Origin of the sequence: Polycyclovorans algicola TG408, assembly GCF_000711245.1 — a bacterium.
Classification (GTDB): Bacteria; Pseudomonadota; Gammaproteobacteria; order Nevskiales; family Nevskiaceae; genus Polycyclovorans; species Polycyclovorans algicola.
Genome location: NZ_JOMH01000001.1, coordinates 475,309 through 500,746, shown reverse-complemented (window position 1 = coordinate 500,746; position 25,438 = coordinate 475,309). Strand labels below are relative to the sequence as shown.

19 protein-coding genes are annotated in these 25,438 nt (G+C 66.3%); 7 read left to right on the top strand and 12 right to left on the bottom strand.

The genetic code is table 11. The features are described from left to right. Nucleotides 1-66: 66 nt before the first annotated feature. The 8 genes from hrpA to U741_RS0102335 form a co-directional block, all read right to left on the bottom strand. Entirely contained in the window at nucleotides 67-4,161 is a 4,095-nt protein-coding gene (hrpA, locus tag U741_RS19380; protein ID WP_052378412.1) for an ATP-dependent RNA helicase HrpA, read from the bottom strand. Beyond that, nucleotides 4,158-4,625: a PIN domain-containing protein gene (locus tag U741_RS0102365; RefSeq protein WP_052378411.1), complete on the bottom strand. Its 468-nt coding sequence runs from the start codon at nucleotides 4,623-4,625 to the stop codon at nucleotides 4,158-4,160. Before U741_RS0102365 ends, hrpA begins: the two co-directional genes overlap by 4 nt. Next, nucleotides 4,612-4,845, bottom strand: a complete 234-nt coding sequence (locus tag U741_RS0102360) for a hypothetical protein (RefSeq protein ID WP_029888893.1) — start codon at nucleotides 4,843-4,845, stop codon at nucleotides 4,612-4,614. Before U741_RS0102360 ends, U741_RS0102365 begins: the two co-directional genes overlap by 14 nt. Nucleotides 4,846-4,904: 59 nt before the next feature. Then, complete coding sequence (locus U741_RS0102355) at nucleotides 4,905-8,033, bottom strand: efflux RND transporter permease subunit (protein WP_052378956.1); 3,129 nt, start codon at nucleotides 8,031-8,033, stop codon at nucleotides 4,905-4,907. Nucleotides 8,034-8,086: 53 nt separating this feature from the next. Beyond that, a complete protein-coding gene (locus U741_RS0102350) occupies nucleotides 8,087-9,127 on the bottom strand; it encodes an efflux RND transporter periplasmic adaptor subunit (protein WP_029888891.1) in 1,041 nt (346 codons plus the stop codon). Between the two features lie 172 nt (nucleotides 9,128-9,299). Next, complete coding sequence (locus U741_RS18160) at nucleotides 9,300-12,926, bottom strand: PAS domain-containing protein (protein WP_052378410.1); 3,627 nt, start codon at nucleotides 12,924-12,926, stop codon at nucleotides 9,300-9,302. 96 nt (nucleotides 12,927-13,022) lie between these two features. Then, nucleotides 13,023-13,886 (bottom strand): UDP-2,3-diacylglucosamine diphosphatase, encoded by an 864-nt coding sequence (locus U741_RS0102340; RefSeq protein ID WP_043110170.1) that lies wholly within the window; start codon nucleotides 13,884-13,886, stop codon nucleotides 13,023-13,025. 93 nt (nucleotides 13,887-13,979) lie between these two features. Beyond that, the gene (locus U741_RS0102335; protein WP_029888888.1) at nucleotides 13,980-14,792 is read right to left on the bottom strand and encodes an undecaprenyl-diphosphate phosphatase; all 813 of its coding nucleotides are present in this window, start codon (nucleotides 14,790-14,792) and stop codon (nucleotides 13,980-13,982) included. 55 nt (nucleotides 14,793-14,847) lie between these two features. Here U741_RS0102335 and U741_RS0102330 point away from each other — a divergent pair, with 55 nt between their 5' ends. Beyond that, nucleotides 14,848-15,573, top strand: a complete 726-nt coding sequence (locus tag U741_RS0102330; protein WP_043110372.1) for an SDR family oxidoreductase — start codon at nucleotides 14,848-14,850, stop codon at nucleotides 15,571-15,573. Between the two features lie 12 nt (nucleotides 15,574-15,585). Here the strand turns inward: U741_RS0102330 and U741_RS0102325 are convergent, their stop codons facing one another. Beyond that, entirely contained in the window at nucleotides 15,586-16,068 is a 483-nt protein-coding gene (locus tag U741_RS0102325) for a methylated-DNA--[protein]-cysteine S-methyltransferase (RefSeq protein ID WP_301331314.1), read from the bottom strand. Beyond that, the gene (locus U741_RS0102320) at nucleotides 16,065-16,826 is read right to left on the bottom strand and encodes an NRDE family protein (protein ID WP_029888885.1); all 762 of its coding nucleotides are present in this window, start codon (nucleotides 16,824-16,826) and stop codon (nucleotides 16,065-16,067) included. The genes U741_RS0102325 and U741_RS0102320 overlap by 4 nt, the downstream gene beginning before the upstream one ends. Nucleotides 16,827-16,929: 103 nt before the next feature. Here U741_RS0102320 and U741_RS0102315 point away from each other — a divergent pair, with 103 nt between their 5' ends. The 3 genes from U741_RS0102315 to ppk1 all read left to right on the top strand — a co-directional run bounded on the left by U741_RS0102315 (nucleotide 16,930) and on the right by ppk1 (nucleotide 21,405). Then, entirely contained in the window at nucleotides 16,930-17,799 is an 870-nt protein-coding gene (locus U741_RS0102315) for an EcsC family protein (protein WP_029888884.1), read from the top strand. A gap of 34 nt (nucleotides 17,800-17,833) precedes the next feature. Then, a complete protein-coding gene (locus U741_RS0102310; protein WP_052378954.1) occupies nucleotides 17,834-19,192 on the top strand; it encodes an NAD(P)/FAD-dependent oxidoreductase in 1,359 nt (452 codons plus the stop codon). Nucleotides 19,193-19,326: 134 nt separating this feature from the next. Beyond that, nucleotides 19,327-21,405 (top strand): polyphosphate kinase 1, encoded by a 2,079-nt coding sequence (gene ppk1 / locus U741_RS0102305; protein WP_029888882.1) that lies wholly within the window; start codon nucleotides 19,327-19,329, stop codon nucleotides 21,403-21,405. Here ppk1 and U741_RS0102300 read toward each other — a convergent pair. Next, a complete protein-coding gene (locus U741_RS0102300) occupies nucleotides 21,402-22,952 on the bottom strand; it encodes a Ppx/GppA phosphatase family protein (protein ID WP_029888881.1) in 1,551 nt (516 codons plus the stop codon). The genes ppk1 and U741_RS0102300 overlap by 4 nt on opposite strands. A 234-nt stretch (nucleotides 22,953-23,186) precedes the next feature. Between U741_RS0102300 and U741_RS0102295 the strand changes: the two genes are divergently transcribed. Both U741_RS0102295 and U741_RS0102290 read left to right on the top strand, forming a co-directional pair. Beyond that, on the top strand, nucleotides 23,187-23,507 hold the full coding sequence (locus tag U741_RS0102295) for a c-type cytochrome (RefSeq protein WP_029888880.1): 321 nt from the start codon (nucleotides 23,187-23,189) through the stop codon (nucleotides 23,505-23,507). A 16-nt stretch (nucleotides 23,508-23,523) separates the two neighbouring features. Continuing rightward, nucleotides 23,524-23,856, top strand: a complete 333-nt coding sequence (locus tag U741_RS0102290; protein WP_029888879.1) for a c-type cytochrome — start codon at nucleotides 23,524-23,526, stop codon at nucleotides 23,854-23,856. A gap of 64 nt (nucleotides 23,857-23,920) precedes the next feature. On the opposite strand, the gene U741_RS18155 is transcribed toward U741_RS0102290, so the two are convergent. Further along, entirely contained in the window at nucleotides 23,921-24,712 is a 792-nt protein-coding gene (locus U741_RS18155) for a hypothetical protein (RefSeq protein ID WP_029888878.1), read from the bottom strand. A gap of 142 nt (nucleotides 24,713-24,854) precedes the next feature. On the opposite strand from U741_RS18155, the gene U741_RS0102280 reads away from it, so the two are divergent. Then, the gene (locus U741_RS0102280) at nucleotides 24,855-25,334 is read left to right on the top strand and encodes a hypothetical protein (protein ID WP_152551465.1); all 480 of its coding nucleotides are present in this window, start codon (nucleotides 24,855-24,857) and stop codon (nucleotides 25,332-25,334) included. Nucleotides 25,335-25,438 lie beyond the last annotated feature (104 nt).

Here is a 25,438-nt window from a genome sequence, read left to right as displayed (position 1 = left end):
CAGGGCGCCTAGATTATCGTCGCCGATGGGCTCACGCACGGGCGGCACCTTTTGCGCGGTCATTGTTCAGTCTTTGCCATCCAGTAGCGCTCGAATTTTCTCGGCCGATGGCCCGCCCTGGGCCTTGAGTTGCTGGGCAAAGAGCATCACCCGCCACTCTTCCAGAAGGCCGTGCGCCGGGTGAAACGGTGCGGGCAGGCGCGCGGCAACTGGCTGGATCTGGGCCATCAACTCAGCGTCGCGCTGTGGCTTGAGCGCGAGCCGGTCGAGCCGCACGCCGATGGCCTTCAGGTACACCGGCATGCGCGGCCACATATCTTCGTGCAGGCGCTCGATGAAGCCGGGTGCCAGCAGAGCATCGAGTTGCAGGTTGATGTCATTCACCGCCTCGACGTGCGCGGCAACATCGCGCAGTCGCGCGCGTAACTCGCGCTGGGTGGCCATCCACGGCACCACGTCGTCGAGCAGATCGAGCGCGTAGCGCGAAAACCGGCCGCATTTCTCGAATGCCGTCTGGAACGCCGCGCGGTCTCTCGGCGTCGGGTCCATCAGGATGTCGTCAGCGGCGCGCCGGGCGAGGTTGGCCGCAAGGTCTTCGGCGGTGTAGGGTCGGCCGATCAACGTGGTGCCCAGGCGTGACTTGGCGGTTCTGCGCAGGTCGCGCAGCCGGTCGGGCATCTGTCCCAGCAGCAGCGCGCGGCAGCCATCGCGATGCGCAGCGATCGCTGCGTCCGCTGACTCGAACAGGCGCAGGTGGACCTGCTCGCCCGCCAACGACAGCGCCGGGTGCGCGGCCGCGCCATTGGGCAGCGGCACCTGTGCCGGCAGCGCGTCGAAGTCCCAGGTTTGCAGGCCCTCGCGCGTCCACGGCTGGGTGGCTTCAGCCTTGGCGGCGACCTTTTGCAAGGCCGCACGGGCGGGCTCGCGGTGGCGCTGATGCAGTGTGGCCAAGGCGTTGGACTCGCCCAACTTGCGGCCGTGCTCGTCTTCTAGCACCAGCCTTGGCCGCAGGTGGGCGGGCAGTTTGTCGGGCTCGAAGTCGCCCGGTTCCAGCGCCACGCCGCACATGCGGTGCAGTTCACGGCTGAGCACGACCACCAGCGGGCCGTCGCTTGGCCCTGCCGACTCCAGCACCGCCCGCGCAAACTCCGCGGCGGGCGTGCAGTAGCGGCGCAGCTTGTGCGGCAGGCTGCGGATCAGCGCCTCGACCAGCGCGGGTTGCAGGCCGGGCACCAACCAGTCGAAGGCTGCTTCGGGTAGCGCGAACAACTGCGACTGCGGAATATGGAAGCTCACGCCGTCCGCGTCTTCCCCGGGGTCGTGGGTGTAGCTGAGCTTGAGGTTGATCCCGGCGACAACCAGATGATCGGGGAACAGCTCGCCCACATCGCTGCTGGCACCCGGCCGCAGCGCATCGGTTTCGCTCAGTGCAAGGCTCGCGCCCCGCGTCGCGTGCAGCCATTTGCGCAACCCGGCGTCGGTGCACACCTCGGGCGGCAGGCGCGCGTCGTAGAAGGCGGCCAGTTGCTCGTCGGAGGCCAGCAGGTCGGGGCGGCGCAGGCGCGCTTCCTTTTCGCGCACCGATTCAATCAGCGCCAGATTGGCGAGCAACACCTTGGGTTTTTTCAGCAGTTGTCCGCCCACCAGGGCATCGCGAATGAAGAGGGCGCGCGCCTCGGCCGGCTGGCTGGAGCCGTAGTGGCGGCTGCGTTTGGCCAGTGGCAGGCCGAACAAGCTGATGTACTCGGTGCTGGTCACCTCGCCGCGCTCGGCGTTCCACACCGGGTCTTGCAGGCTGCGCTTGAGCAGGTGCGCGCCCACGGTTTCCAGCCAGGCCGGGTCCACCGCCGCATTAGTGCGGGCGAACAGTTTCGAGGTCTGCACCAGTTGCGCGCTCATCACCCACTGCGGCGCCTTCTTGGCGAGCACCGACGCCGGAAAGATGACGAACTTGCGGCCGCGCGGGCCCTGGAATTCGGGCGCTTCGGGGCGCTTCAAGCCAATGTGGTCGATGAGACCCGCCAGCAACGCGCGGTGCAGATCGGGGCTTAACCGTTCGAGGGTCTCGGGCGGGATGGGCGTCCACGCCTCGCGCCTAACGCCTGGCGGGGCGTTGCCCTGCCTCTCACGCAACAGGTCAGCGACCTGCTGATACACCTGCACCCACTCGGTCATCCGCAGGTAGTTCACGAAGCGCGCCTTGCACCATTTGCGCTGGCCGTTCTGCTTGAGCCCTGCGGCCTCGGCCTGCCAGCGCTCCCAAAGTTGCAGCAGGGTGAGGAAGTCGGACTTGGCGTGGCGCCAGGTCGCATGCTGCTGGCGGGCCTGGGTCTGGGCTTCGGGCGGTACTTCGTGCGGGTCTTGCACCGACAGCGCGGCGGCCAGCACCCACACCGCTTCCGGCGCCGGGGTCTCTCTGCCGGCGAGGGCGATGCGCGCGATACGCGGGTCCAGCGGCAGGCGGGCAATCTCGCGGCCCAGCGGCGTGAGCTGGCGGTCGTCGTCCAGCGCGCCCACGGTTTGCAGCAGGCGGTAGGCGTCGCTGATGTGGCGATGCTCGGGGGCATCGACCCAGCCGAAATGCTCCACCTCGCCGAGCTTGAGCGCGGTCATTTGCAGAATCACGCCAGCGAGGTTCGAGCGCAGGATTTCCGGGTCGGTGAACAGTGGGCGCCCGGCAAAGTCCGCCGCCTCGAAAAGCCGGATGCAGATCCCGGGCCCGACCCGCCCGCAGCGGCCGGCGCGCTGGTTGGCGGCGGACTGAGCCACCGGTTCGATGTGCAACTGCTGCACACCGAGGCGCGGCGAGAAGCGGCTGATGCGCGCAGTGCCCAGGTCCACCACGTAGCGGATGCCGGGCACGGTGATCGAGGTTTCGGCGACGTTGGTGGCGAGCACGATGCGCGGCGCGTGGCCATGGCTGAACACGCGGTCCTGCTGCTGCGCGGGCAGGCGCGAATACAGCGGTAGCACTTCGGCACGCGGAAAGCGCCCCGGCAGGCTGCGCGCGAGGTCGTTGATTTCGCGCTCGCCGGGGAGGAAGACCAGCACGTCACCCTGAGGCTGAAGCCTCGCCCTCTCCCCACCGACGGCGCCGCCGTCGGTCCCCCCCTCTCCCGCTTCACGGGAGAGGGGCGCAGGACGGCGGCCTTCCGCCGCCGAACCATGTCCGGGGCGTGGATGCCAGCACTCGGCGATGGCGTCAGCCACGGCGGCGTCGAGGTCGCCATCCGGATCGGGCGGCCGATAACGGACGTCCACCGGGTAGGCGCGGCCTTCGACTTTGAGGATGGGGGCTGGCGTTTCCGCGCCCAAGGCGCGGCCCTCTCCCCCAGCCCCTCTCCCGCGAGGGGAGAGGGGAGAAAGCGAGGCACTTGCAGGCTCGCTTCGGGTTGGCGGCACAGTAAGCCCCTCTCCCCTCGCGGGAGAGGGGTTGGGGAGAGGGGGCGGCACTGTCGAAAAGTGCGCCGCCAAGCGCTCCGGATCCAGGGTCGCCGAAGTGATGATCAGCTTCAGCTCGGGCCGTTCCCGCAACAGATGCTTGAGCCAGCCGAGCAGAAAATCGATGTTGAGGCTGCGCTCGTGGGCCTCGTCGATGATGATCGTGTCGTAGGCCAGCAGGCGGCGGTCGCGCTGCATCTCGGCCAGCAGAATGCCGTCGGTCATCAGCTTGACCAGGGTCTGCTCCGACACGCGGCGGTCGAAGCGCGTCTCGAATCCGACCAGTTGGCCCAGCGGGGTTTTCAGCTCCTGCGCGATGCGGGTGGCGACGCTGCGCGCGGCGAGCCGTCGCGGCTGGGTGTGGCCGATCAGCCCGCGCGTGCCGCGGCCCAGCTCCAGGCAGATTTTCGGCAATTGCGTGGTCTTGCCCGAGCCGGTTTCGCCGCACAGCACGATGACCTGGTGGCTTTCGATGGCCGCCTTGATCTCGTCACGCGCCTGCACCACCGGCAATTCTTCGGGGTAGTCGATGACCGTCGGCCGCAGCCGCTGGCGGTTTTCAGCGGCGCGCAGGGCGCGCGCCACGTCCTGCTCAAAACGCACCGGGTCGAGACGCTTGCCGGAGAGCGTGCGCTGGAGGCGTTCGGCATCGCGGATCAACAATTGCTCGCGCACGGCGGCAAAGGCGGCGCGCAGCGCCTCAGGCTTCGCTGCGCTCATGGACGACGGCGTTTGCGCGGTGCGACCGGGGCGTCAGGCAGGAAGGGATTGACGATGGTCAGGCGCTCGATCTGCTGGCCGTGTTGCAGGTCTTCGGAGTACAGCCGCGTGCAGCCAGCCTGGAGCGCGGCGGCGACAATCAGGCTGTCGTAGAACGAAAAACCGAGGCGCTGGTGCAGCGCGATGGCGCGGTGATGCAGGGCATACGAGGGCGAGACCTTGCAGATTGGCCAGAGAATCCGCTCCGCGATGTCCAGAGCATCTTGCGCCGTGAGTTGGGTCTTCAACTTACGCAGGCAGGTGTTCAGGAACTCCTGGATCACCTGTGTGCTGATCACGGCGTGGTGCTGTGAAATGAGACGACTCTGAAGAAGTTGAGCGGTTCGTTGTTTCGCCGGGTCGGCGATATCGACGCTGTAGATGACGATATTGGTGTCGAGAAAGGCCCGCTCAACGTCGCTCATTCATCTCATCCCGCGTGAACTTGCGGCCGCCGGAATCGGCGTACGTCATGCGGCTCATGATTTCATCAAAAACCCGCACCCGCTCCGCCGCCTCTTCATCGGCATAGGTTTGCAGCCAGGCGCGGAATTCGGCGTTGAGCGTGGTGTTGTGCGCCTGGGCACGGGCGCGGGCGCGGGCGATCAGGTCTTTTTCGGCCGACAGGGTGATGTTGCTGAGCATGACGAGCCCCGGTGGTGTACACGAGCGTAGTGTACACGAGGGTCGTGCAGCGCCGGTCGTCAGGACGTTGCGCTGGCGGCGGTTCCGCGCCCGAACAGCGCGCCCGAAAGCCGGTCTGCGGCGCCGCGCACCACCACGAACAGGCACGGCGCTATCACCAGCGTCAGCACGGTCGAGAACAGCAAGCCGCCAATCACCGCGATGGCCAGCGGCTGCATCAGCGCGGCGCCCGAACCCATGCCCAGCGCCAGCGGCAGCATGCCGAACACGGTGGTGAGCACGGTCATGAGGATGGGCCGCAGACGGATGCGCCCGGCCTGGGCGACCGCCTCTTCCAGCGCCAGGCCGTCGAGCAGGCCGCGTTCGATGTACTCGATCAGCAAAATGGCGTTGTTCACCACGATGCCGATCAGCAGCACCATGCCCAGCAGTGCGGGTGAACTCAGCGGCGTGCCGGTCACCCACAGCAGCGCCACCGCGCCCACCAGGCAAAACGGCGCCGTGATGATGATGGCCACCGGGTTGCTGAGCCGTTCGTACTGCACCACCAGCACCGCGAACACGAGAAAGACTGCCAGTAGCAGCACGTTGCGGGTTTGCCGGTTGGTCTCTTGGATCGACTCGAACTGGCCGCCATAGATCAGCGTCGCTTCGCTGCTGGCGTCCAGCGGCGCGAGGCGACGTTGCACTTCGGCCATCACCGCGCCGACATCGGCCTGGGAGGTGTTGAAGCTGCCGACGATGCGCTGGATGCGCACCTGATTTTCGCGCTCGATTTCGGACGGGCCTTCGGTGAAGTCGAGGCTGGCCACGTCACCGAGCCGCACCAAGCCATTGTCGCCGTTGGCGATCAGCACACTGCTCAGCGCATCGAGGCTGTCGATGGCGGTGTCGGGCAGGCGCACGCGCACGTCGTACTCGTTCTGACCATCGGTGTAGCGGGTGGGCACGGCGCCGGTCACCGAGCTGCGCAGCGCGTCGCCAATCGTGCCCAGATTCAGCCCCATGGCCGCCGCACGCGCACGGTCCACGGCTATCGACAATTGCGGCGAACGGTCGGTTTCGCGCATCTCTACCCCGGCCAGGCCGGGCACGTCGGCAATCAGCCGCACCGCTTCGCGCGCCACGCGTTCCAGTTCGGCGAGCTCGCCGCCGACCACCTTCAGGTCAAAGTCTTCGCCCGAGACGCTGAAGTTGAGCCCGCGAATCGACGGCGGATCAACCCGCAACCGCGCGCCCGGCAGGTCCAGCGCCTTGACCCGTTTGCGCGCCTCCACCACCCAGCGTCCGGCCGGCCAGTCGGGGCGCAGCGCGGCATCGCTGAGGCGCACATCGACGTTGGCGCGGCCGTTGCGCTCGGTCACCACCCCGCCGTACAGCGCGCCGCCGGTGATGGTGAACAGGCTTTCGACATGCGGCATGTCGCGCAGCACGGCTTCGATTTGCTGGGCGGCGTCGTTGGTCTGCTCCGGCGTGGTGCCGGGAGGCAAGTTGACGCGCACGCCCACTTCGCCGTTGTCGAGCTGCGGCAGAAACTCCGAGCCAAGCTGGCCAAACAGCGCGTAGCCGGCGATCAGGACCGGAACACTGGCGGCGAGCACCGCCCACCGCCAGCGCAAGATGCCGTGCAAGGCGTGTTCGTACCCGCGGCTGGTGCGGCCCAGCAGGGCCTCGAACGCGCGCCACGGGCCGCGCTCGTTGAGGCGCGAGCGAAATTTCACCCGGCCCAACTGCGCCGAGGCCATGGGCACCAGGGTCAGCGCCACCACCAGCGACACCGCGACGGCAAATGAAATGGTGATGATCAGGTCGCGAAACACCATCGCCGCAAAGCCGCTGGCGAGCAGAAACGGCACCACCGCAGCCAGGTTGGTGAGCGTGCCGGCAACGATGGCCGAGGCCACTTCATCAGCGCCGTCGTGGGCGGCATCGTCAGGGCTTTTGCCCAGTTGCTCGCGGTGCCGGGCGATGTTTTCCAGCATGACGATGGCGTTGTCGAGCAGCAGGCCGACGCCCAGCGCCAGCCCGCCGAGGCTGATCACGTTGAGCGTGAGGCCGCCCAAACCCATCAACGAAAACGTGGCGAGAATGGCGACCGGAATCGCCAGCCCGATGGCCAGCGACTTGCGCAGGCTGCCCAGAAACGCCAGCACCACGAGCATGGCCAGCACCGCGCCGCTGACCGCTGCGGTGGTGACGGCATCAATGGAGCCGCGCACAAAAAAGGCCTCGTTCTTGGTGGCCTGCCAGCGAATGTCCTCAGGAATAAACCCGGAGTCGCGCAGCGATTCCAGCCGCGCGCTGACCGCCTCGACCACTTCGACCGTATTGGCGTCGGGCTGCTTGAACACCGACATCTGCGTGGCCGACGCGCCGTCGAGCCGCACGAACACGCGCTGCTCGCGGAAGCCGTCGCGGACCATCGCCACATCATCGAGGCGGATGTTGCGGTCGCTGCCGGCCACCGGAATCAGCATCTGCGCCAGATCGCCGGGCGCGGTGAACCGGCCATCGACGCGTGCCCGCACATCAAAGGTGTTGGAGGTGACATTGCCCGCCGCGATGTTGCGGTTCTCCTCGCCGATGGCGGCGGCCACGGTTTGCAGGTCGAGGCCGTAGGCGTTCATCCGCTGCTGGTCCAGCACCACTTCGATTTCGCGTTCCTGGCCGCCAATGGCCTCGACGCCCGACACACCGGGAATCGATTGCAACTGCGGCGCCAGCCGGGTCTCGACCCAGTCGCGCACGTCGCGCGGGCCGCGAATGCTCGACGAAAAGCCCGACTCAAACACCGCCGATTCGCCGGGGTCCCACTTGCGGATACGCGGCGGCTCGACGTCGTCGGGCAATTGCGCGCGCGCCGCCTCCAGCAGCCGCGCGGCGTCCTGCATGGCAACGTCGAGGTTCACCCCGTAGTCGAACACCAGGTTCAGGTCAGCGCGGCCTTCTTCGGCCTCGGCGCTGAGCAGCACCAGGTTTTCGGTTTGCGAAAGCTGCCGCTCCAGCACCCGCACCAGTTGTTCTTCAATGACCTCGGGCGCAACGCCGGGGTAGTTCACGCTGATGCGGATCAGCGGATACACCACGTTGGGCAGCAGGTTGACCGGGAGGCGACCGGTGGCAAACAGCCCCAGCACCAGCACTACGGCGGTGATGGCGATGGTGCCCAGCGGGCGGCGGATGGCCATGTGCGTCACGCCGCGCGTGTGGCGGGTGCTGCGGGCAATTTCGCGCGGCGGGTTCACGCTGCGGCCGGGTCGAGTTCGCGGACGATGCGCACGGTCTCGCCGGGCGTCAGATCGGCCGGGCTGCTGGTGACCACCGCATCGCCGACCGCCAGCCCGCCGGTGATCTCGCGCCAGTTGCCGCGGCTCACACCCACTTCAACCTCGCGTCGTTCCAGGGCGTCGTCGTCGTTGACGACCATCACGTAACTGCCGCCGGCCCGCAGGCCCACTGAGCTGATGGGCACGGCCAGCACATCGTTGCGCCGGTCCACGACCAGGGTGGTGCGCGCCAGATACCCCAGCCGCAGCGGCGCACGCTCGCTGTCGGGCAGCGCCACTTCGATGGTCACCAGGCGGCTGGTGCTTTCGGTGGTGGGCATGATGCGGCGCAAGGTGCCGGTGAGGGTGACGCCTGCGCCCAGCGCGTCGATGGTGACCGGCACGTCGTCGCCCGGCGCCAGGCCCGCCACATCGAGCTCCGACAGGCCAAAGCGCACGACGAGCTGGTCAAAGTCGGCGAGCGACAGCAGCGGCGCGTACTGGCTGACTGACTCGCCGGGCTCGACGTAGCGCGCGGTGACCATGCCGCTGATGGGTGCGCGCACGGTGCCGAAGCTGGCGCGTGTTTCCCACAGGCCTACATCCGCGCGCGCCACTTCCATCTGCGTCTGGGCGATGCTCAGGCTGGCCTCGTCGATGTAGCCGCGCTCGCGCAGTTTGCTCAGCCGCTCCAGGTTCACCTCCTGCTCGCGCAGCAGCGCGCGGCCACGGGCAAGCTCGGCGCGGGTTTCGCGTACGTCCAGGGTGGCCAGCACCGCGTTCTTCTCGACCCGGTCGCCGGCCTCGACGTCGAGCATCGTGATGACCCCGGCGATCTGGCTGGCCAGCTCGATGTGCCGCAGCGGCTCGACCGGCGCAGACACGCTGACCTCGCGTGACAGGTCACGCGGCGCCACGCGCACGACCTCAACCGGCAGGCCAGCGCTCGCCGCCTCTGCACCGTTGCCGGCCGGTGTTGCACGTTCGCCACAGCCGCCAAGCAGGATGGCGAGCATCAGGAATGCCGCACTGCGGCACGGTGGGGGAGCCGCAGTCGTCGTCAGAAACGCCATGGATGCGCCAAGGTGAACTCGGAGAGGTGGGGATGCCGCCATTGCGGACCTCTACGACCCCGGAGAGCTGTACTGGTTCGCTGGGGATTGAGAGGGCTCGCGCGGGCGAGATCTATTACGGCCGTTGGAGCGCGGCCTCTAGCGCGTCGACCAGTGCGACGTAGCGCGCGAACAGGTCGGTGGCGCCAGCGCGCGCGTGATCGAAGGCGCCGTCACGGCACGCCAGCTCGATGTGTTCGTAACGCAGGCCCAGTGCCTCGGCCCCGACCAGCCGGCTGGTCGACTTGAGGGTGTGCGCGACCCGTCCCAGCACCTCAGCGTCATCATTGGCCAGCGCTTGTTGCAGGTCGGCACGCTGGCCGGTCAGGTCGTGGCGCAGGGCCGCAATCACCTCTTCGGCGCCGTCGCGCTCGAACAGCTCGATCAGCTTTTCAAAACCGGCATCGCTGAAGTCGCCCGTGGCCACGTCGGCACCCGCACTTGTCTCAGGCGCAAGTGCCGAATCTGTGCCCTCGTTGAGGCTGATCGCCCGCTGCGCGCGGTCCAGCGCGACCGCAAGCGCACGCGGGTTGAGTGGCTTGCTCAGGTAATCGTCCATGCCGGCCTCGCGGCAGCGCTGCTCATCACCCGCCAGTGCGTTGGCGGTGACCGCGATGATGCGTGGGCCGGCGGCAAGCACGCGGCGGATCTCGCGGGTGGCGGCAAAGCCGTCCATGACCGGCATCTGCACGTCCATCAGCACGACGTCATAGGGCTGACGCAGTACGGCGTCGACCGCTTCCTGGCCGTTGCTGGCGATGTCGGCATGGTGGCCCAGCCGTTCGAGAAACTTGAGGGCGACTTTCTGGTTGACGGTGTTGTCTTCCGCGATCAGCACGCGCAGGCGGATGCCGCCATCAGCCTCGGCAGCCGACGCCGGCAACTGCGGGTGCTCTGCATCACCACGCAAGTCGAACAACAGCGCCAACTGGTCGTACAGCGTTGACTGGCGCACCGGCTTGAGCAGCCGGGCGCGGAACAGCGACGGTTTGCCGGGGTCCTCGGGCTCACTCACCGAGCCCAGCAGCAGCAGGGGCAGCTCGCGGCCGCGCGGAACACTGCGGATGGCCGCAGCCAGTTCGTGGCCGGTCATGTCCGGCATCATGAAATCGAGCAGTGCCACGTCGAAGTCTTGCTGGCTGACGGCGCGCAGTCCCGCCAGCGGTGCGCCGGCTTCGATGACGACCATGCCCCAGCTTTCGAGTAGGCCGCGCAGCACGCGCAGGTTGGTCTGGTTGTCATCAACGATCAGCGCGCGACGACCCTTTAACGGTTCTCGCGAGCGTGGCCCGCTGCGTGGGTCGTCCACGGCGCCGAGCTCGACCTCGAAATGAAACGTGGTGCCCTTGCCAAGCACGCTCTCAGCCCAGATACGGCCCTTCATGCGCTCGACCAGCTTGCGGCAGATCGCCAGCCCCAGGCCGGTGCCCCCGTGGGTGCGGGTTTGCGAGGTATCGACCTGGGAGAACATCTGGAAGAGCCGGTCCATGCGATCCGCAGGTATGCCGATACCGGTGTCGCGCACCGACACGCGGAATCGCCAGGGCACGTCGTCTTGACCTGCGGTGAGGGTGGTGGTCGACACCACGATTTCGCCGCGCTCGGTGAATTTGATGGCGTTGGACAGCAGATTGACCAGCACCTGCCGCAGTCGCCCGGCGTCGCCGCTGATGCGTGCCGGTAGGTCGGGCGCGGTGTCCAGCACCAACTCAAGCCCCTTGGCCAAACTCTGTTGGGCGACGAGGTCCATGGCCTCTTCCATGCAGGTGCGCAGATTGAAGGCGTAGTGCTCCAGATCGAGCTTGCCGGCGTCGGCCTTGGAGAAGTCGAGCACGTCGTTGATCACGGCCAGCAGGTGCTCGCCGCTGTTGCGGATGGTGTCGAGATAGTCGCGCTGGATGGCGCTGAGCGGCGTGTCGGCGAGCAGGTTGGTCATGCCGATGACGCCGTTCATGGGCGTGCGAATTTCGTGGCTCATGTTGGCCAGAAACTCGGACTTGACTCGCGCGGCTTCGGCAGCGGCGGCTTCTGCCTGCTTGAGCTCCTCAATGTCGACGTTGGACCCGACCCATTGCATCAGTTGACCGTCGGCATCGCGCAGCGGGCGCGCGTCGACCCGGTTCCAGCGCCACTGGCCATCGTGGCGACGCATGCGGTACTCGATGCTCAGCCGCTCGCCGGTTTTCAGGCAGTCGGCCCAAAGCCGGAAGGTCGTCTTGCGGTCATCGGGGTGCACGAACTCGGTCCACCCCTGATCGAGAATCTGTTGCATGGGCGCGCCCAAATAGTCCTCGGTGGTCTGGTTGACATAGTCGATGCTGCCATCAAGGCGTGAGGTCCAAACGAGGTTTGGGCTGGTTTCGGAATGGATGCGATAGCGCTTTTCACTTTCGACCAGCTCGGCGGTGCGTTCGGCCACCTGGCGCGCCAACTCCACTTTGGCTTCGACCTCATCGTGGATATCAATAACGCTGCCGATGAAGCCGAGAAAGCTGTCGTCGTCGTCAAAGCGTGGCGTCGCAGCATCGCGATGCCAGCGATACACGCCGTCGTGGCGGCGCAGGCGATAGTCTTTTGCGTACGGCGTGCGTGCGTTGCTCGCGGCCATGAAGGCCTCGCCTGCCGCCGCCGCTTCGTCGAGGTGAACCGCGGTGGTCCAGCCCAGCCCCAGTTGGCTGTTCATCGGCTGACCCACGTAGTCGCACCAGGACTTGTTGATGAAGGTGCAGTGGCCATTGGCGTCGGTGACCCACATCTTCAACGGCGCGTGTTGCGCCATGCGCAAAAAGCGCCCTTCGCTTTCCTGGATGCGCGCCTCGGCCCGCTTGCGGCGAGTGATGTCCTGCATCCCGCCGAGCATGGCGATCGCTTTGCCGGCGGCGTCGCGAATCACGACGCCACGGTCGCTGACGAAGCGGTATTGACCGTCGTGGTGACGGAACCGGTACTCGGTTTGCCAGCGCGTGCCCAGCGCCGGGTCGTCGGTCACGGCGCGCACGCTGGCCGATACCCGTTCAAGGTCATCGGGATGAATACGGTCAAGCCAGACCTTTTCGTCGGTGCCTATCGTCTCGCGTGACCAGCCGAAGATGGTCTCGAAACCCTCGCTCCATTCAATGCGCCCGGCGACGAGATCCCAGTCCCAGATCGCATCGTTGGTGGCGCTGCTGATACGCTCCAGGCGCCTCTCGGCCGCCAGCAGGGCGTGCCGCTGTCGACGCGCGGCGATCAGCGCACTGGCGGTTCGGGCGAGCGCCGACAGGGTCTCGCGCCCCCGAGCGTCGAGGGTCCGCGGTGCGAAATCGATGACGCAAAGCGTGCCCAGCCCCAAGCCTTCCTCGCTGACCAGCGGCGCGCCCGCATAGAAGCGGATCTTGGGTTCGGCCACCACCAGGGGGTTGTCGGCAAAGCGCGGGTCCTGGTGGGCGTCCGGGACCTCAAAAATTTCCAATGGATTGCGAATTGCATGGGCGCAGAACGCGACGTCACGCGGCGTCTCGGTCGCCTCCAGTCCAATACGCGACTTGAACCACTGGCGGTTCTCGTCGATCAGGCTGACCAGGGCGACCGGCGTGCCAAGCAGGTCTGACGCCAGTTTCGTCAGGTCGTCAAAGGCCGCCTCGGGCGCGGTGTCGAGCAGGTGACTGTCGCGCAGTGCAGCCAGGCGTGCGGCTTCTTGTTGGGCATCGGCGTCGTGAGACATGGCACAGCTCCGAAGGGTCGAACGGCAGGGGTTCGCCCCTCCTGGACCGCCCCGAACACACTCTACCGACGCGCGGGGGAAGCCGCTGTGCCTAGCTTAGGCGCTTGCGCGTATCGGTGTGACCTTGGCGTCGCTGCGCTGGTTGAGGTGGTCGAGCTCGACCCAGCGCAGGATGCGAATCTGGCCGTTGTGGTCTTCGGCCAGGGCGGTGCAGCTTTCGACCCAGTCACCACAGTTGTGATACGTCACGCCGTGACGCTGACTGATCTCGGCATGGTGGATGTGGCCACAGACCACACCGTCGAGGCCGCGCCGCTGGCACTCGCGCGCCACCGATTCTTCATAGGTTGAGACCACGTTGACCGCTGCCTTGACACGCTGCTTGGCGAACGCCGACAGCGACCAGTAGCGCATGCCCAGCAGGCTGCGACCGCGGTTGAACCAGTAGTTGAAGCGCAGGGTGGCCTCGTAGGCGACATCACCGGCCATCGCCACCCACGCGTGGTAGCGGGTGATCACGTCGAACGCGTCGCCGTGGGTGATCAGCAGTTCACGACCGTCGGCGGTGGTGTGGATGTGCTCGTTGACGACCTTGATGTTGCCCAGTGCCAGTTCAAAGCCGACGAACTTGCGCAGGAACTCGTCGTGGTTGCCGGTCACGTAATAGACCTGCGTGCCACGCTTCGACTTGGTGAGAATCTTGCGGATCACGTTGGTGTGTTCCTGCGGCCAGTAGAAGTTTTTCTTGAGCTTCCAGCCGTCGATGATGTCGCCCACCAGGTACAGCGTGTCGCACTCGTTGGCCTTCAGAAAATCAACCAGGTGGTCGGCCTTGCAGCCGACCGTGCCCAGATGCACGTCAGAGATCCACAACGTGCGGAAGTGCGGCTTGTCTGACGTCGATTTGCGCGCGGCTCTCGGCTTGCGCGGTGCGGCGATATTGGTGGGCGCAGCGTTCATGCGTCACTCCCGTGGGGCCGGCAGGCCCTTCAATGGATACGCGCGAAGCCTGCACGGGCGGCGTGCCCGCTTTATGACGGTTTCGTGAAGGTTTTATGACTCGGCCGGACCGTCACCGAAGCCGAAATACGCCAGCAGCAAAAGCCCCAGCGCGATGCGATACCAGCCGAATGGCACGAAGCTGTGCTTGGAGATAAAGCCCAGCAACCATCGGACCGCCGCGAAGCCCACCACCGCGGACACCACAAAAGCCAGCAGCAACTGGCCCCAGTGCTCGGCAGCGGTGGCCTCAGCGTCGAGCAACACTTTCATCAGTTCAAAGCCGGTGGCCGCAAACATGGTCGGAATGCCCACCAAAAATGCGAACTCCGCCGCCTTGGGGCGGTGGGTCAGCCCCGCGAGCATGCCGGCAAAAATGGCCATTGCCGAGCGCGAGGTGCCCGGAAAAATGCCGGCAATGATCTGCGCCACCCCGACGGCAATCATGACCGTCCAAGTCACCGTTTCGTGCGACGGCTGGCGTTTGGCCCAGGCTTCGACGGCGAAGATCACCAGCCCGCCGATAATCAGGGCCAGCGCGATGGGCGTGACGGTTTCTGGCAGCTCGACGCCCATGAGCTTGGCGGTGAGGCCGAGGACGGCGGTGATCATGAACGCGCCGGCAATTTGCAGCGTATAGCGGCGGTGCTCGGGCACCTGCCAGCCGGTGGCGAGCTGCATCAGGCGCGCGCGGTAAACCAGGCACACCGCGACAATTGCACCGGCCTGAATCGCCACGTTGAACAGGTCACTGCGACGGCCCAGCCACTCCTGCGCGATCAGCAAATGGCCGGTCGAGGAGATCGGCAAAAACTCGGTCAAGCCTTCGATGACGCCCAGCAGTAGCGCCGACAGCCAGTCATTCATGGGGTAGCGCTATGCTCGCGGGATGAACGCAAAGGTTAATGAAAAGAGCGCATCCATGCCGGTCGCGCTGGTCACTGGCGCAGCGGCGCGGGTCGGCGCCGCAATTGCTGAAACCCTGCACGGGCAGGGTTTTCGAGTGGTGATTCACTGCCGCAATTCGCGTGTTGACGCCGACGCCCTGGCGGCGCAGCTCAACGGCGTGCGCGCCGCCAGTGCGGCCGTCGTACAGGGTGACCTTGCCGATCTGGCCGCGCTGCCGGCGTTGGCCGCCGAAGCGCGGGCGCATTGGGGGCGTCTCGATGCATTGGTCAACAACGCGTCGTCGTACTTCCGCTCGCCGCTGGCGGCGGTGACGCCGGCGCAGTTCAACGACCTGATCGGCAGCAATCTGGCGGCGCCGCTGTTTCTTTCGCAGGCCTGTGCGGCCTTTGACGAGCTGCGCAACATCGTCAACATCGTCGACGTGCACGCCCGCCAGCCGCGCGCTGGCTACGCGCCGTACTTCGCTGCCAAGGCGGGGCTTTGGACGCTCACCGAAGCACTCGCCGCAGAGCTGGCGCCGCGCGTGCGGGTCAATGCGGTGGCGCCGGGTCACATGATCTGGGCCACGCAGCCGACGTTGACACCGCAGCAGCAAGACGCCGAGCTGGCGCGCATTCCGTTGGGGCGACTCGGCGGCGCTGCGCAAGTCGCCAAGGCGGTGGGCTTTCTGCTGTCGGACGCCGCCGACTACATCACCGGCACGGTGCTGCCGGTCGATGGCGGCCTGCGTTTCGGCTGATCAGCCCAAGGCTCAGAACAGGCTTTTGCTGAGCGCGCCCTCCAGTTCGAGCAGCGCCTGCTTGCGCGCCAGTCCGCCGGCATAGCCCGTCAAATGGCCGTTGGCGCCAATCACCCGGTGGCAGGGCACGATGATGGCCAGCGGATTTTGTACATTGGCCAGCCCCACGGCCCGGGCTGCGCCGGCATCGCCCAAGGCGCGGGCCAGCTCGCCGTAGCTGCGGGTGTCGCCGCAGTCGATGGCCCGCAGCAGCGCCCAGACCCGGTGCTGGAAGACGCTGCCGGTGGCCGCCAGCGGCAATTCAAAGTGGCGACGCTGCCCGGCGAAATATTCAGCCAGTTGAGTTCGCAGGGCGTGAAGGTGATGCGCGCCGCCGCCTGATGAATGCGCCGAGCGCGGCCTCGGATCGAAGTGCAGCCGCGTTACCCCGGACGCCGTGGCGGTGGCGCCCATCGGACCCAGGGGCGTGTCGATCAAGGCATCCCAGCCGGTCAAGGCGCAGCCTTTAGCGTGCGCTCGCCCAGCGGGTGTCCGTCTGGGCCGAAGCGTCGTTCAGTCAGGGTGGCGGTGCCGACATAAGGCACGGTGACCACGGTCGAAGCGCGGGTGCCGTAGCGGGTGTCACGGATGAACGGCGGTGACAAAAAGCGCTCCAGCTCGGTGCCGATGCCGGTGTCGGGCAGTTCGGCGGCGTCGGCGGGCTGCGGGTCGGCGAGCGCGTCGAACAGGGCATCAACCGGGCGTCGCTGCGCCGTCACGTCGTGCATTGCGGCGCGCAGGCGCAGCAGCTTGGGCCATGGTGTGTCGAGCGCGTCGTTGGACAAGCCATAGACGCCTGGCGGCAGCGTGTCGTGGCGCGGTGCCGGGCGGTTGCTGACGTATTCAAGCGTCACGCCATCCCACAGCAGCAGGTTGAAGCCGGCGTAGGTTTGGGCCACGCCCAACAGCGTCTGCGCCGCGGCTGCCGCCGAGACGTCGCCGCGAACGAAGTCGGCCACCAGCGCGCCGCGCGAGGGTGCACCGTGCGGGGTCTGTGCCATGCGCCGCACATTGGTCACCGCTGCCAGTCGGCGCTGGCCGGACAGCGCCAGCCAACTGCCGCCGGCTTCGAGGTCGCGTCCGCCAACGACCTGCAGCGCATCGTCCCAGGCCGCCGCGCCTGCCGTCGGCCGCGCGTGAAATTCGTCACGGTTGCCGGCCAGGATCAACTCGAAGGTGGGGTGCGCGCGAAAGGCGCAGGCAATCAGGCACATGGTCGTTCGCGGAAAAGAAAGGGTGCGCGGTCAGGCTGCGTACGTGGGTGGGTTGAGTAGACTCGTGACCTCCCGCAAATACTGCAGCAAAAAGGTACCCGCGATGACCGATGCCCCGCTGGCGACAATGTTGACCGTGCCCGAAGGCGCCCTCACCGACTATGAGCAAAAAGTGCTCAATGACCTGTTGCGCTGGCAGCAGCAGGGGCCGAGCTGGGGCACGCGACTGCTGGCCAAGCCATCCGGCGCGGCGGTACAGGCCGTGCAGAACATGGTGCCGGTGGAAGTGCTGCGCGCCGGTCTGACCAAGGCTAACCAGTTTGCGCGCAAAGTCGATGACCGCCGCGACGTGCTCAAGCGCTCGGGTCTGCCCAACGAGGTGGCGCTGGGCGCGCAGTCGCTGGAAGCGGCCGACCGGCTGGCCATCCAGATTTCGCGCCGGGCGATGATTCTGGGCGGGGTCGGCGGCGGCGTGCTCGGCGTGACCGGCGCCGCCGGCATGGTGATCGACATCCCGCTGCTGCTGACGCTGGCGCTGCGCACCATTCACCGCACCGGCTACTGCTACGGCGAGCTGCTCGATGAGGCCGAGCGCGAGCGCCTGGCGGTGGGCATCTTCGCGCTGGCCTCGGCCAACAGCCTCGATGAAAAAACCTCGGCGCTGGAAGCCCTGGCCAGCGGTCGCGACGTGGTTGACGACGCCTGGCGCGACGGCCTGGAGCGGGTCGCCGAGCGCGAGATGGCCAAGGATGCCGCCGCCTACAGCGTGCAGACGCTGGCATCGCGCATCGGTCTACATCTTGGCGCGCGCAAGGGTGCGGGCGTGGTGCCGGTGCTCGGCGCCCTGGTCGGGAGTTCGATGAACGCGTGGTACCTGCACGATGTGTCGCAGACGGCGCGGCGGGTGTTTCAGTGGCGACGAATCGCCGCCCGACGGCCAGCGGAAGCCGCCGAGGCAAGCGCCCCCGCGTGATAAAATGCTGCATCGCAACATCGGGGATCAGTTCTTGAGCAGCAACGCGCAGGGTTCGTCGGGTTCAGCCGCACAACGGCATCGGGTTGTGATTGTCGGTGGCGGTTTCGGCGGGCTCCACGCCGCCAAGCACCTGGGCGCATCGGACTACGATGTGACGCTGCTCGACAAGCGTAATTTTCAGTTGTTTCAGCCGCTGCTGTATCAGGTCGCGACCGGCGCGTTGACCATCGGCGACATCGCCATTCCGCAGCGGGTGGTGCTGCGCAAGGCGCGCAACGTGACCTGCCTGACCGCCACCGCGTATGACATCGACACTGACCATAAGGTGGTGCGGCACGAGTTTGGCGAGACGCCTTACGACACCTTGGTGGTCGCCACCGGGGTCAAGCACCACTATTTTGGCAAGGACGAGTGGCGGGCTTTTGCGCCAGGGCTGAAGACCGCCGAGCACGCCATCGAGATGCGCCGCAAAATTTTTGGCGCATTCGAGCGCGCCGAAATGACCGACGACCTGAAGCTGCGGGACGAACTGCAGACCTTCGTGATCGTCGGCGCCGGGCCCACCGGAGTCGAGCTGGCCGGCGCCATTGGCGAGCTGGCGCAGAAAGTCATGGTGCGTGATTTCCGCCGCATCGATTCACGCGAATCCCGCGTCCTGCTGATTGAGGGCGCGCCGCAGGTGTTGCCCGCCTTCGATGAAAAACTGCGCGTCGCAGCACGGCGGCATCTTGAGGCGCTAGGCGTTCAGGTGATGACCTCAACGATGGTCGAGAACGTGAGTGCCGAGGGCGTGCGCATTCGCAAGGGCGAGACCACCACCGAAATTCGTGCCCGTACCGTGCTGTGGGCGGCCGGGGTACGTGCCTCGCTGTTCGGGCAGATTCTTGCCGAACGCCTCGGCGTGCCTTTGGACCGGGGGGGACGGGTGCGGGTCGAGCCGGATTGCTCGTTGCCCGGGCACCCCGACATTTTCGTGATTGGCGACCTTGCGCGGCTGACCGACGCGCGCGGCCGTGAGGTACCGGGCCTCGCGCCCGCCGCCATTCAGCAGGGGCGCTACGTCGCCACCACCCTGAAACGGCGGGCCAAGCGCAAGACCGCGCTCAAGCCTTTTTACTACCGTGACTGGGGCTCAATGGCGGTGATTGGCATGAACCGCGCGGTGGGCGACCTGCGCGCGTTCAAGACCACCGGCACTCTGGCGTGGTTCCTGTGGGCGTTCGTGCACATTCGCGCGCTGATCGATGGCTCGCAGCGGGTGCGGGTGTTCGTGCAGTGGGTGTGGAAATACCTCACCCGTCACATTGGTGACCGTTTGGTGACCGGCGCGCCGACCAGCACCAAGACCCTGCGCGCCGAACGGCTCGGTGATCCGCCGTCGATGCCCTAGGGCCTGTTAACGATTGCCGTATCGCAGCGATTGCGCCAATTGTTAACAGGCCCTAATGGATCCGCGTTGATCTGGGCTGTCACCCAAGTGTCATCTTGGGTCTGGCAACATGACCGATTGTCTGAATCAGGAAGATGGCAGTGGATGGCATGGCCCCGACCGAGTTGCTGCTCAATCGCGAGTTATCGTTACTCGAGTTCAACCAGCGGGTGCTGGCCCAGGCGCAGGATGATCGGGTTCCGCTGCTGGAGCGGCTGAAATTTCTGTGCATTTCCAGCTCCAATCTCGACGAGTTTTTCGAGATTCGCGTTGCCGGCCTGCAGCAGATGGCCGAGGTCAACCCCGGCACTCGCGGGCCTGACGGTCTCAGCCCCGCCGAGACGCTGTCCGCCATTGCGGTGCGCGCCCACGACCTGGTCGCCGAACAATACCGGGTGTTCAACGACGAGCTGTTGCCGGCGCTGGAGGCCGAGCAGATTCGCTTTCTGCGCCGCTCGGAATGGTCGCCCGAGCAGGACGCGTGGCTGAATCGCTTTTTCCATGACGAGCTCCTGCCGGTGCTGTCGCCCCTGGGGCTGGACCCGGCGCACCCTTTTCCGCGCATCCTCAACAAGTCGCTGAACTTCATCGTCCAGTTGTCGGGCAAGGATGCCTTTGGCCGCAACACCGGCTTCGCGGTGGTGCAGGCGCCGCGCGCGCTGCCTCGGTTGATCCAGATTCCGCGTGACGTCACCGGCAGTGGGCCGCACGATTTCGTGTTTCTGTCGAGCGTGATTCACGCCTATGTCGATGACCTGTTCCCCGGCATGGCGGCCAGCGGCTGCTACCAGTTTCGGGTGACGCGCAACGCCGACCTGCTGGTCGACGAGGAAGACGCCGAAGATTTGCTGGAGGCGCTGGAAGGCGAGCTGTCGCAGCGTCAGTGGGGCGACACCGTACGGCTGGAAGTGGCGCACAACTGCCCCGAGGCGATGTGGCACTACATCATGGACGAGATTCAACTCACGCCCGCCGATGTTTACCAGGTCAACGGGCCGGTCAATCTCAACCGGCTGATGGCGCTCCCCGACCTGGTCGAGCGGCCGCAACTCAAGTATCCGCCGCACACGCCGCGGCCCGGCAAGGCGCTGGCCAGTGGCGATATTTTTGCCGCCATCCGCGAGCGCGATCATTTGCTGCACCACCCCTACGACAGCTTCTCGCCGGTTCTGGAGTTCATTCGTCAGTCGGCCAAAGATCCGCGCGTGCTGGCCATCAAGCAGACCCTGTACCGCACCGGCTCGAAGAGCCTGGTGGTCGACGCCCTGTGCGACGCGGCGCGCGCCGGCAAGGAAGTGACGGTGGTCATCGAGCTGCGTGCACGCTTTGACGAGGCCGACAACATCAACCTCGCCGAGCGCCTGCAGGACGTCGGTGCCCACGTGGTGTACGGCGTGGTCGGCTACAAGACGCACGCCAAGATGTGTCTGGTGGTGCGTCGCGAGGAAGGCGCCGCACAGCTGCCCGGCGGCTTGCGCTACTACACCCACCTGGGCACCGGTAACTACCATCCCAAAACTGCCCGGCTCTACACCGACTATGGCCTGTTTACTGCCGACGCCAAGATCGGCAAGGATGCGCACGCGGTGTTTCTGCAGCTCACCAGCCTCGGCAAGGTGATCAAGCTCAACCGGCTGCTGCAGTCGCCGTTCACGCTCAACGAGGGCATGCACGCGCGCATCGAGCGCGAAATGGCGCACGCCGAAGCCGGCCGGCCGGCGCGACTGATCGCCAAGATGAATGCCCTGGTCGAGCCGGAGATCATCAAGAAGCTCTACGCCGCCTCGGCGGCCGGCGTGAAGATCGAGCTGCTGGTGCGCGGCATGTGCTCGCTACGGCCCGGCGTGCCAGGGCTGTCCGAGAACATCACGGTGCGCTCCATCATCGGACGCTTCCTGGAGCACCACCGCGTCATTTACTTCCTCAACAACGGCGAGGAAGAGATTTGGCTGTCGAGCGCCGACTGGATGGAACGCAACCTTTTCCGTCGCGTCGAGATCGCCTTCCCGGTGCTCGACAAGGCGCTGCGGGCAAGACTGCTGCAGCAACTCGAGGCTTACGTGCTCGACACGGCGCAGAGCTGGCAGCTTCAGCCTGACGGCCGGTACCTGAGACTGGAGACCGCCAACGACGTGGTGCCGGTTCAGCAACAGTTGATGGATGAGGCGATTTAAGGACGAGCTGACGGATCAGCCTCAAGCCGTAGGCTGAGGCCGGTGCTGTCGAGGTAGTCGCTTTCCAGTTCCAGATCGGCGCGGGTTAGCGGGTGCTGATCCAGCCACGCCTTGCGGGTGAATTGCAATTGCAGCACCCGTGCCTTGTCGACCAGCTCGGCGCGCACCGGCGGCCGCAGGCCCGGCGTTCGAGAGCGGTGCAACAACACCGCAAGCCGCAGCAGCATGGCCAGTCGTTGCAGCGGCAGGCGCCAGTCGCGCGGCAAGTCGGCCAGCGCGCTCTGCGAAAACTTGCCGCGGTGCAACCGCACCAGCGCCGCCAGCAGCGCCTGCTCGGTTTGTGAAAAGCCCGGCAGATCGCCGTGGCGCAGCATGTATTCGCTGTGCTTGTGGTAACCGGAGTGAGCGATCACCAGCCCGATTTCATGCAGTTGTGCGGCCCAGCGCAGCAGGCTGGCACTGGTTTTCGGGTCGAGCTGCCAGGCGCCGGCCGTCTGGTCGAGCAGCTTGAGGGCGGTGCGCTCCACGTCCTGCGCCTGGCGGGTGTCGACGCCGTAACGCTCGGCCAGCGAACTGACCGCCTCACCGCGCACGTCCCGGTTGCCAAGGCGCCCCAGCAGATCGTGAACCAGACCCTCGCGCAGGGCGTGGTCCGAGGTGTTCATCTGGTCGATATCGAGCGCATCGAAAATCGCCGCCAGCACCGCCAGGCCACCGACGAACACCGGGCGCCGATCCTCGCGCAAGGCCTCGAAGTCAATCTGCTGCACGTGGCCGCGCGCCAGGGTCAGCTCGATGACCTTGTCCAGCCCGGCGCGGGTGATGCGGTCCTCGCACCAGCCGTGGCTCATCATCACCCGCCAGATGCCCCGGATGGTGCCTGAGGCGCCAATCGCGACGTCCCAGCCGGCCTGGCGATAGCGGCGCTCGAGAAACTCAAGCTCGATGCGCGCCGCCAGCCGTGCCTTGCGAAAGCGGGAGCGGCTGATCACGCCGTTGGCGAAAAAGCGCTGCGTGTGCACCACGCAGCCGAGGGCGACCGATTCCATCAGCCGCGGCTTGCTTCCGCGCCCGATGATGACCTCCGTGCTGCCGCCACCAATGTCGACCACCAGGCGGCGCGGCGGCTCGCGCCCCATGCCGTGGGTCACGCCGCCGTAAACCAGCCGTGCTTCCTCGCGACCGGCGATGATTTCGATGTGGTGACCCAGCGCTTTTTCCGCGGCCTCGATGAAGACCGTCGAGCGCTTCATTCGCCTGAGCGTGTTGGTCCCCACGGCGCGCACCCGCTCGGCGGGCAGCTCACGTAGGCGTTGACCAAAGCGTTGCAGGCAGGCCAGCGCACGTTCGGCGGCCTCGTCCGACAGGTGTTTGTCGCGGCCCAACCCGGCGGCAAGGCGGATCGGCTCGCGCAGCCGGTCAATGACCTGAAGGTCGCCGGCCGACGAGACGCGCGCCACCATCATGTGAAAGCTGTTGGAGCCCAGGTCGACGGCGGCGACATCGGTCACCTCGCCCGCAGACCGCGGCCGCAGGATCAAATCCATGTCGGCAAGCGGGCGTTGTCGGAGGGGAGGTTGCCGGTCGGCGTCAAAGCGTGGGCCAAGGCGGGTAAAGGTGGCGCGGACTATACCCAATCCGCTCCGGCGACCGACACCTGCAAACCGCAGGCAACACGCCTTGATCGGCCTGTGGCGGTCTGTCCCGCGTTGACCGAAGCGTCCATTTCCCCGACAATTCGCGTCCCCTCAGGCCGTTCCGGCCCTATTGGAGTTTCATAAATGAAGTCAGTGCGCTGGGCGATCCTCGCCATCGCCTCGCTGGCGGCTTTGCCTGCCCATGCGGAAGGCGACGCCGCCGCCGGTCAGATCAAGGCCAGTACCTGTATGGGTTGCCATGGCATTCCGCTTTACAACAATGCGTATCCGACCTACCGGGTGCCGAAGATCGGCGGCATGAGCGTGGAGTATCTCGAAACCGCGCTCAAGGCATATCGCAGCGGCGAACGTGAGCATCCGACGATGCGCGCCCAGGCCGTGCCGATGTCCGACCAGGACATCGCCGACATTGCCGCCTTCATCTCTGGCGCCCCGCGCCGCTAAACGGAAAGTCGACGAGATGCGTTCTACCCATTTTGTTTTTGCAGTCGCGATGGCCCTGGGTGTGGTTTCGGCCGGCCCGGTATTTGCCCAGCAAGCCCCCGAGGCCGCCGCCACCTGCGTCGCGTGTCACGGTGAAAAAGGTGCGGCGCCGATCATGCCCGCCTACCCGGTGCTCGCCGGTCAGCACGCCACGTATCTGGAGCACAGCCTGCACGCCTATAAAGAGGGTGCCCGCAAGAACGGCATCATGGCGGGGATCGTGGCGGGCCTCAGCGACGCGGACATGCGCGCCCTGGCGCTGTACTTTGCCGCGCAAGAAGGGCCGCTCTACGAGCCCCGGATGCCCTGATTGTCGGCGTCAAAAACAGGCTAGTTGATCAAGCCCCGCCTGCGGGGCTTTTTTGTGGGTGCGATCAGCGCGTGGCCCAGCGGTAGATCAAACCCAGTTGGGCGCCCTTGAAATCGGCATCCAGCGCAAGGTCACTGCCGCGAACTGAAAAGTGGCGCAGGTGATACCCAAGCGACACGCCGAGACCGCCGAGCAGGCGCCAATCGGCTGCCACACGCCATTGCCAGGCTTCGTCGTCTCGGTACTCGACCCAATCGGCCTCGGCGATCAGTGTCAGCGCTGAGACCGGCTGCCAATCGAAGGCCACATGCAGTTGCGGGAAGAGCTCCTGCAGGTCGTCGATTTCGGATTCGCCCGCCGGGCCGGGGTCTTGCACCACCACCGGTCCGTCGACGCGGCGCACGGTGACGCCGAGGTGGGCGCGCAGGGTATCGCCCAGCGTGACGGGGTAGCGAAGCGTGAGGTTGAGGTCTTCAAGGTCGGCGAAGGCGTCAAGTTGGGTCTGCCCGCTGATCAGCGTGATCTCGCCGAAGCTGAGGAGGTCGGTTTCAACCACCCGGTCACCTTCAACCCCCAAGACGTAGCGCCCCAGGCCGATCTCGGGTAGCCAGCCGGGGCCGAAGTGGACGTTGAGGCGTTGGTAGTCATGGTCGACGGTCTCGACATCCAGATCGCGCCGGAAATCCAGCGCGTTGCCGTTGACGGTCTGCCCGGTGAGCCGGTAATCCCAGTGGCCGACTTCGGCGCGCACGGCGGTCGCATGGGCGGGTGCGGTGAGCGTGCCGCAGGTCAGCAGCCCCGTGGCGGTGACCGAAATCACGGCGCTGGGCGTGCTGCGCTGAAATACCTTGGGCATCGCGTTATCCTCGCCAGTCGCCAGCGGCTTGCGGTCTGCCGAAGCGCTGCGGATTCCCTGTAATTGAATAAGAGAGAGTGGCATGAATCGCTTCACTGGCGCGGGCTGGGTTTTGGCCCTTTGTTTGATCACGGGGTCCGCGGTGGCCACCGAGCTGCGTTACAACCGCGTCGATCTGCGTTACATCGTCGCCGACACCGACAGCGAAAAAGGCTTCGGCCTTGACTTGCAGGGGCTGCTCACGCCCGCGCTGTATGTCGTGGCCGGGTTCAACGACAGCGGCGTGCGCCAGGTCGGCCGCTATGGCTTCGGCTATCGCCATGCCGTGCACCCCTCGGCGACCGACCTGTTTGTCGAGGCCATTGGCGGCGGGATCAAGGTGGACGGATTTTCCACGGCATCGGGCTTCGGCGGCAGCGTTGGTATTCGCCACCTGTTCAACCCGGCCATCGAAGGGATGATGCGGGTCGATTACCTGAGCGTGGATGACCCGTTCGGCGACGATCTGTCGTTCACCGCCAGCGGCGACTGGCACTACTCGAAGAACTTTTCGCTGGTGCTGAAGTTGACCGTGGAAGAAGAAACCAATTCGGCAGGGCTGGGGTTTCGTTTCAGCCTTTGACGGCTGCGATGATCGGCTCAGGCGGTGCGGGGTGACCATTTCGCGGTTTGCCGCGCGGCGAACGTCCTAGCCTGACGGTGATCATCATCATTGCCGGGTTTCGC